This is a genomic window from Pseudomonas sp. LBUM1669, assembly GCF_059695705.1.
Window position 1 is genome coordinate 5,443,751 of the sequence record NZ_CP166784.1, and the last position, 14,463, is coordinate 5,458,213.

The following is a 14,463-nucleotide window of genomic DNA, read 5'->3' on the forward strand; positions in this document are numbered from 1 at the left end:
ACATGGCGGTCAAAGCAGCAAAAATCAGTGTCTACGCCTGGGAAGGAACGGACAGGAAAGGTTCCAGAATGACCGGCGAGTTGAGCGGTCTCAACCCGGCGTTGATCAAGGCTCAGTTGCGCAAGCAGGGGATCAACCCCGGCAAGGTGCGCAAGAAATCTGTCTCGATTTTCAGCTTCGGCAAACGTATCAAGGCTCAGGAAATCGCCCTGTTTACCCGGCAGATGGCAACGATGATGAAAGCCGGTGTGCCTCTGCTGCAATCGTTCGACATCATCGGCGAAGGCTTCGATAACCCGGCCATGCGTAAATTGGTGGACGAGGTGAAACAGGAAGTCGCGGCGGGTAACAGCTTCGCCGCTTCTCTGCGCAAAAAGCCGCAGTATTTCGATGAGCTGTACTGCAACCTCGTAGACGCGGGTGAGCAGGCCGGCGCTCTGGACACTTTGCTGGAACGGGTGGCGACCTATAAGGAAAAGAGCGAAAGCCTCAAGGCCAAGATCAAGAAAGCCATGACCTACCCGCTGGCCGTGGTCTTTGTGGCGATCATTGTCACCGGGATTCTGCTGGTGAAGGTGGTGCCGCAGTTCGAGTCGGTGTTCAAGGGCTTTGGCGCCGAATTGCCGGCCTTCACCGTGATGGTCATCGGCTTGTCGGAGTTCATGCAGGCGTGGTGGTGGATGATGCTCGGCGTGTTGATCGCCGCCCTCTTCGGTGTACGCCACGCGTTCAAAACATCCCAAGGCTTTCGGGACAGGATGGACACCTGGCTGCTGAAACTGCCGCTGATCGGCACGTTGATGTACAAGTCTGCCGTGGCCCGTTACGCCCGCACCCTGTCGACCACGTTCGCCGCCGGCGTGCCACTGGTCGAGGCTCTGGAATCGGTGGCCGGCGCGACCGGCAACATCGTGTTCAAGCGAGCGGTGCTGCGGATCAAGCAGGATGTGTCGACCGGCATGCAGCTCAATTTCTCCATGCGCACCTCGGGCATCTTTCCCAGCATGGCGATTCAGCTGACCGCCATTGGCGAAGAGTCCGGTGCACTGGACGACATGCTCGATAAGGTCGCGAGCTTCTACGAGGATGAAGTGGACAATATGGTCGATAACCTCACCAGCCTGATGGAGCCGTTCATCATGGTGGTGCTGGGTGTTATTGTCGGTGGCCTGGTGGTTGCGATGTACCTGCCCATCTTCCAACTCGGCTCAGCGATCTGACATGCCCTTGAACGAAATCCTGAACCTCTATCCGCTGGCGTTCGTGGTCATCGCCCTGGCGGTCGGCCTGCTGATCGGCAGCTTTCTCAACGTGGTGGTCTGGCGCCTGCCGAAAATGCTCGACCGCGAATGGCGGCTGCAAGCCCATGACGTGTTGGGCGTACCACCCGAGGCGCCGGGCCCGGCCTACAACCTGATACTGCCTCATTCCCACTGCCCGCAGTGCGACCATCGAATCCGCGCTTGGGAAAACATTCCGCTGCTCAGTTATCTGTTTCTACGAGGGCGATGCTCGAACTGCACCACGCCGATCAGCAAGCGCTATCCATTGACCGAATTGGCCTGCGGATTGATCTCGGCGTTTATCGCCTGGCATTTCGGCTTCGGCTGGCAGGCCTGCATGGTGCTGGTGCTGACCTGGGGCTTGCTGGCCATGAGTCTGATCGACGCCGAGCACCAACTGCTGCCGGATGTGTTGGTGCTGCCGCTGCTGTGGCTGGGGTTGATCGTCAACAGCTTCGGATTGTTCGTGTCATTGCATGACGCGTTGTGGGGCGCAGTGGCCGGTTACATGACGTTGTGGTCAGTGTTCTGGCTGTTCAAGCTGCTCACCGGCAAGGACGGCATCGGCCATGGCGATTTCAAGTTACTGGCCCTGCTCGGGGCCTGGGGCGGCTGGCAGATACTGCCGCTGACCCTCCTCCTGTCATCGCTCGTGGGCGCCATCATCGGGGTGATTTTGCTGCGACTGCGCAACGCGAAAACCTCGACACCGATCCCCTTCGGACCCTTTCTGGCAATTGCCGGCTGGATTGCCTTGCTCTGGGGTGGTCAAATAACCGGCTTCTATTGGCAGTTTGTCGGTTTGAAATGAATACCCCTGTGGAAAAACCCTGGATTCTGGGCCTGACCGGCGGCATCGGCAGCGGCAAAAGCGCGGCTGCCCAGCACTTCATCGACCTGGGCGTGCACGTAGTGGACGCCGATCACGCAGCCCGTTGGGTCGTGGAGCCGGGACGCCCGGCGCTGGCGAAGATCGCTGAACATTTCGGCCCCGGCGTGTTGCAAGCCGACGGACAACTGGACCGCGCGGCGTTGCGCAAACTGATCTTCGAGGTGCCGGAGGAGCGCCGCTGGCTCGAAGCGTTGTTGCATCCGCTGATCGCCAAGGAAATCGCCGATCACCTGGCCAAGGCACAATCGCCTTACGCGATTCTGGTTTCGCCATTGCTGATCGAGTCCGGGCAGTACGCAATGACCCAGCGGGTGCTGGTCATCGACGCCCCGGAACAGCTACAGATCGAACGCACCTTGCAGCGTGACCAGACCAGCGAGCAACAGGTCCAGGCGATCCTCAAGGCGCAATCCAGCCGCCAGGACCGCGTGAGCCGCGCCGACGATGTGGTGGTCAACGACCGCGACCTCGCCTGGCTGCACAGCGAGGTCGAACGCCTGCATCACTTTTACCTTACTTTGCGTGGAGGCCAGTCATGAGCCAGATCCCAACCGTCGAATGCCCAACTTGCGGCGCCCCCGTTGAATTTAGCCCGGAGAGCAAATTCCGGCCATTCTGTTCGGACCGTTGCAAACTGATCGACCTGGGCGCCTGGGCGTCGGAAGAACACAAGATTCCGGTCAGCCCGGACGCCGAAGACGATATGTTCAGCGAAGACTTCGAACCGCGTCACTGACACTCAAGGCCGCATAAAGCCGTAGTCCTGGTCTTCATCGAGGTTTTCCGCGAGAAAACGCAACTCGTCGGCCAGGTCTTCGGCACTGCGCACTGTCTTGCTCTGCTGCACCACCGCGCTGAGCAAGGCGCGCAGGCTCAATCCCGGATCAAACCCCACTTCCTGCGCGCTATCCAGGCTCTGACGCAACTCCTGCCTTGCCCATTCGTACACACTCATTTCGATGTTCCTGAGGTTTTGTGGAGCATGAAAGCGTCAGCGTTTTATCGATTTGATGTGGATCAAGACTTGGGGTCGTCGTCTTTCCAGGGTGCCGAAAGGTAGCGTGTGCGATTGAAGGTCTCCAGCCATTCCGGGCTGAACACGACCAGCGCGCTGACAATCATGCCGTTGATGAAGGCTTCCGGAAAAATCAGCAGCCACAGATAACCGACAAAATCTTCCAGCCAATACGGCATCTCGAAACGTTCGTTGAACCACAACAGCCACAGCGCCAGCAATAGACACAGCAGGGCTGACAGCGCCGCTGCGAAGAAGCCGGACACGAAGATATACACAAAGGGATTACGCGGCTGCGCGCGCTCGACCAGGAGGGCACAGCACTCGGTCACCAGCACCGGCAGCACAATCAGCAGTGCCCCGTTGACCCCGACGGCCGCCAGGTCCTGACGCCCGAGCAGCACCAGCCCGCATTGCGCCACCAAGGCGCCGACGATCGCCAGCGGCCAGTCCAGCAGCAACGTCACGGCCGTCATGCCAATGAAGTGATACGACACGCCCGTATCGAAATCACGTCGGACCAGCCACAGCATGAACAGCGCGAACACCGTGCCAAACAGCAAATGCTGACGGCGGCTGTCGGTGAACAGCTCAACCCACGGCACACGCCAGATGGCCCAGAGCAGCACGGGCACATAAATCAGCCAGCCGACTGTCAGCGTTTGCAGGGACAGCAGCTCGGCACCGATCATGGTCGAACCTTCTCCAGCGCCTCATGCAGCTGCGCAGCCGTGGCATATTCGTGTTGCGCAACCAATTGACCGTCTTTGAGTTGCAGACACAGCACTTTATCCACAGCCCCGGGATAGCGCGGCGCCACACGTCCCTCTCGGTCCAGCATGACCCGGTAGGCATAATCGCGCATGGCCGGAACGGCAAACATCTTCGCGATCAGCCGTGGCATGCGCTGGATGTCCGCTAAAAACACGACGTGTCGCGCCTCCAGATAACCCTTGGGCTGGCCTTGCAGCGCAGCGTCAACCAGTTTCGCGGCGTCCATGCTTCGCGCCACCAGCAGCGTCTGAGTCTGATTATCGAGCGTGTAGGCCTGGTCGAACTGATCGAGCAAGGTCCAGGGCGCCAGTCGCTCGCCCACCTCCAGTGCATGGGCCCATAAGGGCAGAAGACTCAACAGTAACACCGGCCAATATTTCACGTTAACCCCCCTTGTCAGATCAATTACCCATACTGGCCATCAGTCTACACCGCCCGTTCCGACTGCCCAGTGACGTCCTTTGCCGGTAAACGCTTTCAGCTTGTCGCATTTGAACGCTAAGCTTGGGCCTATGGATGACTCAGATTATTTACGCCTGCTGACCATCGCGGCCGAGCAAGCCAACGCCTTTCTGTCCAATGCCCGCAAATGGGAGCGTGAGCGTTGGGTCTGCCAACGCCTGCTGCAAGGCCTGAACATTCCCTATCGCGCCGACGAGTTCGCCCCTGCCGGGGAGCCGCCGGACGTACTGTTTCGTGACGCCAGCTTCGAGGTGTTTTTCGTCCTCGACGAAGGCCGGCGCCTCAATGACGAATGGCGCGATGAACTGCAACGCCGGCGCAGCGCGTTTTCCCTAAGCCAGCTCGTGCGTCGCGAGGCCAAGCCCCGGCGCATTCCCGCCAATGAATTCCTGCTGAGACTGGCGCCGACCTTGCGTAAAAAAGCCCACAACTACAAAGAGCGCGGCATGGACCTGGGGGAGCTGGACATCATCGCCTTCGCCAGCCTCAAGCGTGAAGTGCTCGACCTCAACAGCCATTTCCCGCCGCCGACCGAATACCTGCGTCAGGGATGGCGATCACTGTCGCTGGTCGGCCCGACCTTCGCCCGAGTGCTGTTCGCCCACCCGGACGCCCCGGATTTCCTGCGCAGTAACCTTGGCCGCAGCATCGTCTTCGACGTCGGGATCAGCCTGTGAGCCCGTTGCAGGCATTAATCGCCGAAGTCCCACAAATGGGCCGCGTGCGCTGGATCGGCGTGCGCCCGGAACCTCACGTGCCGATGATCGAACTGGATGCCGTGGAGGCACGACTTGAAGCCGGCCTGACCGGCGACCGAGCCCGCCCCGGTGTACGTAACGCACGGCAAGTGACACTGATTCAATGGGAGCACCTGCCGGTAATCAGCTCGCTGATGGGCCGCCCGCACGACCAACCGGTCTTGCCTGAAGAGTTGCGGCGCAACCTCGTTATCAGCGGTATCAACCTGTTCAGCCTCAAGGGTCGTCGTTTCCGCATCGGCCAGGCCATTTTCGAAACCACCGGCTGGTGCCAGCCTTGCGCGCGCCTGCAGAACAACCTGGGCCCCGGGACGTTTCAGGCCGTTCGCGGACATGGCGGAATCACAGCCCGAGTGCTACAAGGTGGAATCATTCGCCTGGACGACAGGGTGAGCGTCGAGCCCATCCCCGACAGCGGCTATGCTCCGTTCAACGTTCGTTAATCAGCCTGTAGCTTCTACACCTTCAGCAACGTCTACCTGACGAGGCCCAATATGACCAGCCACCTGAACCCCGACGACCAGAAGCATGTCGAAGAGTACCTGCACCTGTCCCAGCACCGAGTCGAGCGCCGGCCTTTCCGGCCGTGGATGCTCCTGGTGGTGGTGTTGGCAGTGACCATTGGTTTAGGCCTGTTGAGCCGATTTATCAGTTACCTGACGCTATGAGCAGCTTCGCGCTCGCTCGGGTAATTGCACCGATTTCTTTTAGCCTTGCGAGATATCCCTATGACTCATCGTATTGTCATCGTTGGCGGCGGCGCCGGCGGTCTGGAGTTGGCTACCCGTCTGGGTAAGACTCTGGGCAAACGTGGCACGGCCAGTGTGATGCTGGTCGACGCGAACCTGACCCACATCTGGAAGCCGTTGTTGCACGAAGTGGCGGCCGGGTCGCTGAACTCTTCCGAAGACGAACTCAACTATGTTGCCCAGGCGAAATGGAACCACTTCGAGTTCCAGCTGGGGCGCATGAGCGGGCTCGATCGCGAACAGAAGAAAATCCAGCTGGCCGCCACCTACGACGAGGCAGGCCTGGAACTGGTGCCGGCGCGTGAAGTGGCTTACGACTCGCTGGTGATTGCCGTCGGCAGTACCACCAACGATTTCGGTACGCAGGGCGCGGCGCAGCATTGCCTGTTTCTCGACACCCGCAAGCAGGCCGAGCGTTTCCATCAGCAACTGCTCAATCACTACCTGCGCGCTCATGCCGGGCAGACCGACAAGGTCGAGCAGATCAGCGTCGCCATCGTCGGCGCGGGTGCCACCGGGGTTGAACTGGCCGCAGAACTGCACAACGCCGCCCACGAACTGGCGGCTTATGGCCTGGACCGGATCAAACCGGAAAACATGCACATCACCCTGATCGAAGCCGGCCCACGGGTGTTGCCAGCCCTGCCGGAGCGCATCGGCGGGCCTGTGCATAAAACCCTGGAGAAACTCGGGGTCAATGTGATGACCAATGCCGCCGTCAGCGAAGTGACCGCTGACAGCTTGATCACCGCCGACGGCAAAGTGATCAGCGCGAGCCTGAAAGTCTGGGCCGCCGGTATTCGTGCACCAGGTTTCCTCAAGGACATCGATGGCCTGGAAACCAACCGCATCAACCAACTGCAAGTGCTGCCGACCCTGCAAACCACCCGCGACGAAAACATCTTCGCCTTCGGTGACTGCGCGGCCTGCCCGCAACCAGGCACCGACCGCAACGTACCGCCGCGCGCCCAGGCTGCGCACCAGCAGGCTTCGTTGCTGGCCAAATCGCTGAAACTGCGGATCGAAGGCAAGGCGTTGCCGGAGTACAAGTACACCGACTACGGCTCGCTGATCTCGCTGTCACGTTTTTCGGCTGTGGGTAACTTGATGGGCAACCTGACCGGTAGCGTGATGCTCGAAGGCTGGCTGGCGCGGATGTTTTACGTGTCGCTGTATCGCATGCACCAGATGGCGCTGTATGGCGCGTTTCGCACGGCGATGCTGATGCTCGGTAGCAAAATCGGGCGCGGGACTGAGCCGCGACTCAAACTGCATTAAGATCTTCAGCGTCCATTAGCACCTCTTCGCGGGCAAGCCTCGCTACTACAGTCACCACCCATCTGTAGGAGTGAGGCTTGCCCGCGAATGAGGCACCTCGTCCCCACTGTTTGACACTTGTGTGTCTCACTGTATCTCCCGCCACGATTCCACCCCCTCGCTTACAAACTCCCCCTTGCGCGACACAGTAGCGATACACCCCGCCCTTTAAATGGCCACATCCGAGCAAGGCAACTCGCCCGCTACGGTTATCGCCGCACTCACGTGGCGTCCTTTATCGAACGGTTGTGTCGTACAACCCTGGAGTATTGAAATGTCCCGTACTAAAAACACTATTAGTCTGCTCGGCGCTGTTCTGGCCGGTGGCATGATGTTGTCCGGTTCCGTATTCGCTTCGCAGCCTCTGACTCAGGGCTACCTGCTGGCCTCGGCCGAACAGGTGGTAAAAACCCCTGAAGGCAAATGTGGCGAAGGCAAGTGTGGCGATGCGTCGATGGCGAAGACCGATACCGATGGCGACGGCAAGGTATCCCGCGCCGAATTCCAGAAAGTCGCGCCAAAGTCCAACTTCGACAAGATCGACACCAACCATGACGGCTTCATCGACGAGCAAGAGGCTTACGACAACGTAAAAGCCAACTTCGAAGCCAATGGCAAGAAAATGCCAAAAGGTCTGTTCGAACATTTGAAAGACCAAGACGGCGCCTAAGCCTTCAGGAATCAAAACCGCGCTTTTACTTGGGGAAGCGCGGTTTTTTTTCGTCTGGCGATTTACACCTGGAAGCGCTGCCCAGCAGTTATACGATGACTGAAGCTTTGTTTTTCGAAGCCAAAAAAAATCCCCGTATCTTTCGATACGAGGATTTTTAATATGGTCGGGGTAAGGGGATTCGAACTCCTGACATCCTGCTCCCAAAGCAGGCGCGCTACCGGACTGCGCTATACCCCGGTAAAAAAAAGGCACCCGTTAAAGGCGCCTTCTGCGAACAGAGCTTTTGGCGTCTGATCTTAAGATCTGATTCCAGCGTTAACTGGTTTCAAAAATGGTGGGTCGTGTGGGATTCGAACCTACGACCAATTGGTTAAAAGCCAACTGCTCTACCAACTGAGCTAACGACCCAAAAATGGTCGGGGTAAGGGGATTCGAACTCCTGACATCCTGCTCCCAAAGCAGGCGCGCTACCGGACTGCGCTATACCCCGGTTTGAAATTGGCTCCGTGACCAGGACTCGAACCTGGGACCCAATGATTAACAGTCATTTGCTCTACCGACTGAGCTATCACGGAACTACATATTTCAATTTACAACTGTGAAGCTTGCTTCACCTCTTCGACCCGTTCGCATCGCTGCGTTCGTGTGTCTGAGGCGCGCTATTCTACAATCTTAAGCACCTCTGTCAACCCCTTAAATTGCATTCAAGTTAATGATTTGCAACTTATTTCAGATTTCTGCTTGGGGAGCAGAAACCCTTACGGGTGACTTACTGCGGGGCGCACTTTACAAGCCTTTTCCTTTCAGTTCAACAACCTGACGAAAAAAAGGCCTCGCGATGCGAGGCCTTGTTTATTTCACTGTCGTGGCGGGTCAGGCAAATACGATTTCGTCGTTCTCCACCGTGCCGACAGCCGTGTCGCCTGGCATGAAACGACCGGACAGAATCAGTTGTGCCAGCGGGTTCTCGATCCAGCGCTGAATCGCCCGCTTGAGCGGTCGTGCCCCGTACACCGGGTCGTAACCCACCGCGATCAGCTTGTCCATGGCCTCTGGACTCAGCTCCAGTTTCAACTCGCGCTCAGTCAGACGACTGCGCAGTCGACCCAACTGGATCTCGGTAATGCCCGCGATCTGATCCCGCGCCAATGGCTCGAAGATCACCACTTCGTCGACCCGGTTAATGAACTCCGGCCGGAAGTGCGTGGAAATCGCATCCATCACCGCCGCACGCTGCGCTTCGCGATCACCGACCAGTTCCTGGATCTGTACCGAGCCCAGGTTGGAGGTCATGACAATCACGGTATTTTTGAAATCCACCGTGCGGCCATGACTGTCGGTCAGTCGGCCATCTTCCAGTACTTGCAGCAAGATGTTGAACACATCCGGGTGGGCCTTCTCGACCTCGTCCAGGAGGATCACCGAGTAAGGCTTGCGACGCACCGCCTCGGTCAGGTAACCGCCCTCTTCATAGCCCACGTAGCCCGGTGGCGCACCAATCAGTCGGGCCACGGAATGTTTCTCCATGAACTCGGACATGTCGATCCGCACCATCGCCTCTTCCGTATCAAAGAGGAACTCGGCCAGCGCCTTGCACAGCTCGGTTTTACCGACACCGGTCGGGCCGAGGAACATGAACGAACCGCTCGGGCGATTCGGGTCGGACAACCCGGCACGGGAACGCCGCACCGCGTTGGAAACGGCAATCACCGCTTCGTCCTGGCCGATCACACGTTGGTGCAACAGGCTTTCCATCTTCATCAGCTTGTCGCGCTCGCCTTCGAGCATTTTCGACACCGGAATACCGGTCCACTTGGAGACGACTTCGGCGATCTCTTCTTCGGTCACCTTGCTGCGCAGTAACTGGTTTTCGCTTTTACCGTGCTGATCGACCATTTGCAGGCTTCGTTCCAGGTCCGGGATGATCCCGTACTGCAACTCGGCCATACGGTTCAAGTCGCCTTTGCGGCGCGCGGCTTCCAGCTCCTGACGGGACTGTTCGATTTTCTGCTGGATCTGCGCAGAACCCTGTACTTCGGCTTTTTCCGAATTCCAGATTTCTTCGAGGTCCGAGTACTCACGCTCAAGGCGGACGATTTCTTCCTTGAGTTTTTCCAGACGTTTTATCGCGGCTTCGTCGCTTTCTTTTTTCAGCGCCTGGGATTCCACCTTCAGCTGAATAAGACGGCGCTCCAGACGATCCAGGACTTCCGGCTTGGAGTCGATCTCCATGCGGATGCGGCTAGCCGCTTCGTCGATCAGGTCGATAGCCTTGTCCGGCAGCTGACGGTCAGTAATGTAGCGATGGCTGAGCTTGGCGGCAGCGATGATGGCGCCGTCGGTGATCGCGACTTTGTGGTGAACCTCATAACGCTCTTTGAGGCCACGCAGAATCGCGATGGTGTCTTCTTCGCTCGGCTCGTCCACCAGGACCTTCTGGAAGCGCCGTTCGAGGGCCGCATCCTTCTCTATATATTGGCGGTACTCGTTGAGTGTCGTCGCGCCAACGCAGTGCAGTTCACCGCGCGCCAACGCAGGCTTGAGCATGTTGCCCGCGTCCATCGAGCCTTCGCCTTTGCCGGCGCCAACCATGGTGTGCAGTTCGTCGATGAACAGAATGATCTGCCCTTCCTGCTTCGACAGCTCGTTGAGCAGCGATTTCAGGCGCTCTTCGAACTCTCCGCGGTACTTGGCACCGGCAATCAGCGCCCCCATATCCAGGGACAACAGGCGTTTGCCCTTCAGACCATCCGGCACTTCACCGTTGATGATGCGCTGGGCCAGGCCTTCGGCGATGGCGGTTTTACCCACGCCAGGCTCACCGATCAGCACGGGGTTGTTCTTGGTGCGGCGCTGCAGCACCTGAATGGTCCGGCGAATTTCGTCGTCACGGCCGATCACCGGATCAAGCTTGCCTTCTTCGGCACGCTTGGTCAGGTCGACGGTGTACTTGTCCAGCGCCTGACGAGACTCTTCGTGGTTGGTGTCATTGACTGCTTCGCCGCCGCGCAGATTATTGATCGCGTTTTCCAGAGCCTTTTTGCTCACACCCTGGCCGAGCAGCAACTTGCCGAGCTTGCTGTTCTCGTCCATGGCAGCGAGCAGCACCAGTTCGCTGGAGATGAACTGATCGCCCTTCTGCTGGGCCAGGCGATCGGCCTGGTTGAGCAGGCGCGCCAAGTCTTGCGACATGTTCACGTCGCCGGTCGGGTTCTGGATTTTCGGCAGCTGGTCGAGCTCTTTGGTCAGCTCTTTACGCAGGCTGTTGACGTCGAAACCGACCTGCATCAGCAGGGGTTTGATCGAACCACCCTGCTGTTCGAGCATGGCTTGCATCAAATGCGCGGGTTCAATGCCGGGATGGTCAAGGCCGACTGCCAGCGATTGGGCGTCGGATAGAGCTAACTGCAACTTGCTGGTTAAACGATCTATACGCATGGGTCACCTTCCTTTTGAGCAGGCCGGACCTATAAAAACATCCTGAATGAAGAAACCTGCCAGATACCTCATTAGATGTGGTCGATTCTGGGAGATTCAAGCGTCGTACAGTTGATGTAGATCAGAGAAGTCTAGCGTTCGAGCCAGATCAGGGAGGCAAACCGACCCGTTTGAGGATTACGGCGGTAAGAAAAGAAGCGAGGATCGGTTACGGTGCAGAAACCGCCACCATACACAGCGGTGACACCGCGTACAGCCAGGCGCAAACGCGCCAGCTCGTAGATGTCGGCCATGAACTTGCCGTCATTCTGGCTCGGGACAAAGGCTTTGGCGGCTTCGGACAATTGTTCGACGAAGGTTTCGCGTACTTCGGGGCCGACTTCAAAGGCTTGCGGGCCAATGGCCGGGCCGAGCCAGACCAGCACGTCTTCTGGTGGCACATCGAGGCTATCGAGGGTGGCTTCGAGCACACCCGCCGCCAACCCACGCCAACCGGCATGGGCCGCTGCAACGCGAGTGCCCGCACGGTCGCAAAACAAGGCCGGCAGGCAATCGGCGGTCATTGCCGCGCAGGCAATACCAGGTGTTGCGGTCCAACTTGCGTCGGCAGTGGCCACAAGGCTTGGATCGGCTTGAGCCACGACAACGCCGTGAACCTGCTTTAACCAGGCCGGCCGAATAGAGAAATGATCGGTGAGGCGACGGCGGTTTTCGGCAACCGCTTCGGGGCTGTCGTCGACGTGATCGCCAAGGTTGAGGCTGTCGAACGGCGCCAGACTGACGCCGCCCGCACGGGTGGTTACACAGGCTTTCACCCCGGCAGGCGCAGGCCAGTCGGGAATCAGCCAGTCACTCATCCGATGAACGCCTCACGGTCTTGCTTGAGCAGGGTCAGCAACCAGACGAAATCGTCCGGCAGTGGCGATTCCCAGCTCATGCGTTTTCCGGTGGTCGGGTGATCCAGCTCCAGGAACCGCGCATGCAGGGCCTGACGGGGGAATGCCTTCAACGATTCGACCATGGTCACACTGGCTGCCGGTGGAATGCGGAAGCGACCACCGTAGGCAGGGTCTCCGACCAACGGGTAGTTGATGTGAGCCATGTGCACGCGAATCTGGTGAGTACGACCGGTTTCCAGCTTAACCCGCACGTGAGTGTGGGAGCGGAAACGCTCGAGCACGCGGTAATGGCTGACGGCTTGCTTGCCCCCTTCCATCACGGCCATGCGCTGGCGTTGCTGGCCGTGACGACCGATCGGCGCATTGATCTTGCCGCCGGCCGTCACCACACCGATCACGATGCATTCGTAGATCCGGCTTACGCTGCGGCTCTGCAGTTGCGTGACAAGCTGTGTCTGCGCCTGAATGGTCTTGGCCACCACCATCAGACCGGTGGTGTCCTTGTCCAGGCGATGCACGATACCGGCGCGGGGCACATTGATGATGTCCGGCACGTGGTGCAGCAAGGCGTTGAGCAAGGTGCCATCAGCGTGACCGGCGGCAGGATGCACCACCAGACCCGCGGGTTTGTTGATCACCAGGATGTCGTCGTCTTCATAGACGATGTCCAGCTCGATGTCTTGAGCGATCCATTCGCCCTGAGCTTCCTGCTCGGCAGTCAGTTCAAGAATGGCGCCACCATGAACGATGTCTCGCGGGCGGATAACCGCCCCATCCACAGTCAGGCGGCCGTCTTTGATCCAGGCGGAAAGGCGCGAGCGCGAGTGCTCAGCGAATAATTGTGCGGCGACTTGATCGAGGCGTTGGCCGCCCAATTCGGACGGCACCTCTGCGCGAAGTTCAATTTTATCGGACATGCTCAGACTAGGCGTCGGCACAGCCTTTGGTTTCGGCTGCGCGCTTGTGGTTAAATACGGCGTCTTTTGCCCCGAGGCTATTCAACGGGGCGCTCATCATAACAGGACGGCCCCGCCCAAGACAGCGGCCGTCATAGGGACGCAAGCCGCCATGCAAGTGAAACACCTGCTGCTGATCGCCATCCTCGCATTGACCGCTGCTTGCTCATCGAAGGAAGTCGTAGACGAAAACCTTAGCGAAGTCGAGCTGTACCAGCAGGCTCAGACCGACCTGGACAACAATAGCTACACCGCCGCCACAGCCAAGCTGAAGGCGCTGGAGTCGCGTTATCCGTTCGGGCGCTACGCTGATCAGGCTCAACTCGAGCTCATTTACGCCAACTACAAAAACGCCGAGCCTGAGGCTGCCAAGTCTGCCGCCGAGCGTTTCATTCGTTTGCACCCTCAGCATCCGAACGTGGACTATGCCTACTACCTCAAGGGTCTGACCTCTTTCGACCAGGACGTCGGCCTCTTGTCGCGCTTCCTGCCGTTGGACATGACCAAGCGTGACCCGGGTGCTGCCCGCGACTCCTACAACGAGTTCGCCCAGCTGACCAGCCGCTTCCCGAACAGCCGCTACTCGCCGGACGCCAAGCAGCGCATGATTTACCTGCGCAACCTGCTGGCGGCCTACGAGATTCACGTTGCCGACTACTACCTGACCCGTCAGGCCTATGTCGCCGCCGCGAACCGTGGCCGTTACGTGGTGGAAAACTTCCAGGAAACCCCTTCGGTTGGTGACGGCCTGGCGGTGATGACAGAGGCCTACCAGCGTCTGCACCTGGACGACCTGGCAGCCACCAGCCTTGAAACCCTGAAGCTCAACTACCCGAACCACCCAACCCTGGTGGACGGTCAGTTCAAGCCTTCGGTCGACGAAGCCGACAACCGTTCGTGGTTGAGCAAGGCTACTCTGGGCCTGATCGAATCCCGTCCACCGCTGCCGCCGGGCGAAACCCGCGCCAACCAGGACGTGCAGAAGCAGTTCCAGGATGCCAAGGACGCGATTCCAAGCGATCTCAAGCCTAAAGATGCAGATGGCGACGTGATCGAAGAAGAGGAACACGAAGCGCAAGGCAACAACGAAGACCGCTCGTGGTTCAGCTACATGACCTTCGGCGTGTTCGACTGACACATCGGGTTATGCAAAAAGGGAGACTCTTGAGTCTCCCTTTTTTATTGCGCTGTGCGCAGGTCTGGTCCTTGGCTAAACTGCCTGCTCATTAGCCAATAAAGCAGCTCAC

16 protein-coding genes and 4 tRNA genes are annotated in these 14,463 nt (G+C 58.8%); 10 read left to right on the forward strand and 10 right to left on the reverse strand.

Annotated elements, in window-relative coordinates:
• Positions 1-2 precede the first annotated feature (2 nt).
• Genes ACA051_RS25250 through yacG form a run of 4 tightly spaced genes read left to right on the forward strand, consistent with a single transcriptional unit; the run spans position 3 to position 2,911 of the window.
• On the forward strand, positions 3-1,220 hold the full coding sequence (locus ACA051_RS25250; RefSeq protein WP_497305523.1) for a type II secretion system F family protein: 1,218 nt from the start codon (positions 3-5) through the stop codon (positions 1,218-1,220).
• A gap of 1 nt (position 1,221) precedes the next feature.
• Positions 1,222-2,094, forward strand: coding sequence for a prepilin peptidase (locus ACA051_RS25255; RefSeq protein WP_497372366.1), 873 nt, complete (start codon positions 1,222-1,224; stop codon positions 2,092-2,094).
• Positions 2,091-2,714: a dephospho-CoA kinase gene (coaE, locus tag ACA051_RS25260; RefSeq protein WP_497372367.1), complete on the forward strand. Its 624-nt coding sequence runs from the start codon at positions 2,091-2,093 to the stop codon at positions 2,712-2,714. Before ACA051_RS25255 ends, coaE begins: the two co-directional genes overlap by 4 nt.
• Positions 2,711-2,911, forward strand: coding sequence for a DNA gyrase inhibitor YacG (gene yacG, locus ACA051_RS25265; protein WP_497372369.1), 201 nt, complete (start codon positions 2,711-2,713; stop codon positions 2,909-2,911). The genes coaE and yacG overlap by 4 nt, the downstream gene beginning before the upstream one ends.
• A gap of 3 nt (positions 2,912-2,914) precedes the next feature.
• On the opposite strand, the gene ACA051_RS25270 is transcribed toward yacG, so the two are convergent.
• The 3 genes from ACA051_RS25270 to ACA051_RS25280 form a co-directional block, all read right to left on the reverse strand.
• Positions 2,915-3,130, reverse strand: a complete 216-nt coding sequence (locus ACA051_RS25270; protein ID WP_497305529.1) for a hypothetical protein — start codon at positions 3,128-3,130, stop codon at positions 2,915-2,917.
• 62 nt (positions 3,131-3,192) lie between these two features.
• Positions 3,193-3,882 (reverse strand): energy-coupling factor ABC transporter permease, encoded by a 690-nt coding sequence (locus ACA051_RS25275; RefSeq protein ID WP_497305531.1) that lies wholly within the window; start codon positions 3,880-3,882, stop codon positions 3,193-3,195.
• Positions 3,879-4,346 (reverse strand): FAD/FMN-containing dehydrogenase, encoded by a 468-nt coding sequence (locus ACA051_RS25280; protein ID WP_497372371.1) that lies wholly within the window; start codon positions 4,344-4,346, stop codon positions 3,879-3,881. Before ACA051_RS25280 ends, ACA051_RS25275 begins: the two co-directional genes overlap by 4 nt.
• A gap of 130 nt (positions 4,347-4,476) precedes the next feature.
• Between ACA051_RS25280 and ACA051_RS25285 the strand changes: the two genes are divergently transcribed.
• The 5 genes from ACA051_RS25285 (at position 4,477) to ACA051_RS25305 (ending at position 7,920) form a co-directional block, all read left to right on the forward strand.
• Positions 4,477-5,103: a DUF1780 domain-containing protein gene (locus ACA051_RS25285; protein WP_007970534.1), complete on the forward strand. Its 627-nt coding sequence runs from the start codon at positions 4,477-4,479 to the stop codon at positions 5,101-5,103.
• The gene (locus tag ACA051_RS25290) at positions 5,100-5,627 is read left to right on the forward strand and encodes an MOSC domain-containing protein (protein WP_497305534.1); all 528 of its coding nucleotides are present in this window, start codon (positions 5,100-5,102) and stop codon (positions 5,625-5,627) included. Before ACA051_RS25285 ends, ACA051_RS25290 begins: the two co-directional genes overlap by 4 nt.
• Positions 5,628-5,678: 51 nt before the next feature.
• Complete coding sequence (locus ACA051_RS25295; RefSeq protein ID WP_497305536.1) at positions 5,679-5,852, forward strand: DUF3094 domain-containing protein; 174 nt, start codon at positions 5,679-5,681, stop codon at positions 5,850-5,852.
• A gap of 60 nt (positions 5,853-5,912) precedes the next feature.
• Positions 5,913-7,211 carry an NAD(P)/FAD-dependent oxidoreductase gene (locus ACA051_RS25300; RefSeq protein ID WP_497305537.1) on the forward strand — a complete coding sequence of 433 codons (1,299 nt, stop codon included), beginning with the start codon at positions 5,913-5,915 and terminating at the stop codon, positions 7,209-7,211.
• Between the two features lie 313 nt (positions 7,212-7,524).
• On the forward strand, positions 7,525-7,920 hold the full coding sequence (locus ACA051_RS25305; protein ID WP_497372374.1) for an HvfA family oxazolone/thioamide-modified RiPP metallophore: 396 nt from the start codon (positions 7,525-7,527) through the stop codon (positions 7,918-7,920).
• Positions 7,921-8,083: 163 nt separating this feature from the next.
• Here ACA051_RS25305 and ACA051_RS25310 read toward each other — a convergent pair.
• From ACA051_RS25310 to rluD, 7 genes are all read right to left on the reverse strand, one after another.
• Positions 8,084-8,160: transfer RNA gene (locus tag ACA051_RS25310), tRNA-Pro, on the reverse strand.
• Positions 8,161-8,255: 95 nt separating this feature from the next.
• Positions 8,256-8,331, reverse strand: a tRNA-Lys gene (locus ACA051_RS25315).
• Between the two features lie 5 nt (positions 8,332-8,336).
• A tRNA-Pro gene (locus tag ACA051_RS25320) sits at positions 8,337-8,413 on the reverse strand.
• 9 nt (positions 8,414-8,422) lie between these two features.
• Positions 8,423-8,498, reverse strand: a tRNA-Asn gene (locus ACA051_RS25325).
• A gap of 298 nt (positions 8,499-8,796) precedes the next feature.
• A complete protein-coding gene (gene clpB, locus ACA051_RS25330; RefSeq protein WP_497372376.1) occupies positions 8,797-11,361 on the reverse strand; it encodes an ATP-dependent chaperone ClpB in 2,565 nt (854 codons plus the stop codon).
• A 131-nt stretch (positions 11,362-11,492) separates the two neighbouring features.
• Complete coding sequence (gene pgeF, locus ACA051_RS25335; protein WP_497305542.1) at positions 11,493-12,218, reverse strand: peptidoglycan editing factor PgeF; 726 nt, start codon at positions 12,216-12,218, stop codon at positions 11,493-11,495.
• Entirely contained in the window at positions 12,215-13,177 is a 963-nt protein-coding gene (rluD, locus tag ACA051_RS25340) for a 23S rRNA pseudouridine(1911/1915/1917) synthase RluD (protein WP_007942311.1), read from the reverse strand. The genes pgeF and rluD overlap by 4 nt, the downstream gene beginning before the upstream one ends.
• Before the next feature lie 151 nt (positions 13,178-13,328).
• On the opposite strand from rluD, the gene ACA051_RS25345 reads away from it, so the two are divergent.
• On the forward strand, positions 13,329-14,351 hold the full coding sequence (locus tag ACA051_RS25345; RefSeq protein WP_497305544.1) for an outer membrane protein assembly factor BamD: 1,023 nt from the start codon (positions 13,329-13,331) through the stop codon (positions 14,349-14,351).
• The last annotated feature ends 112 nt before the right edge of the window (positions 14,352-14,463 follow it).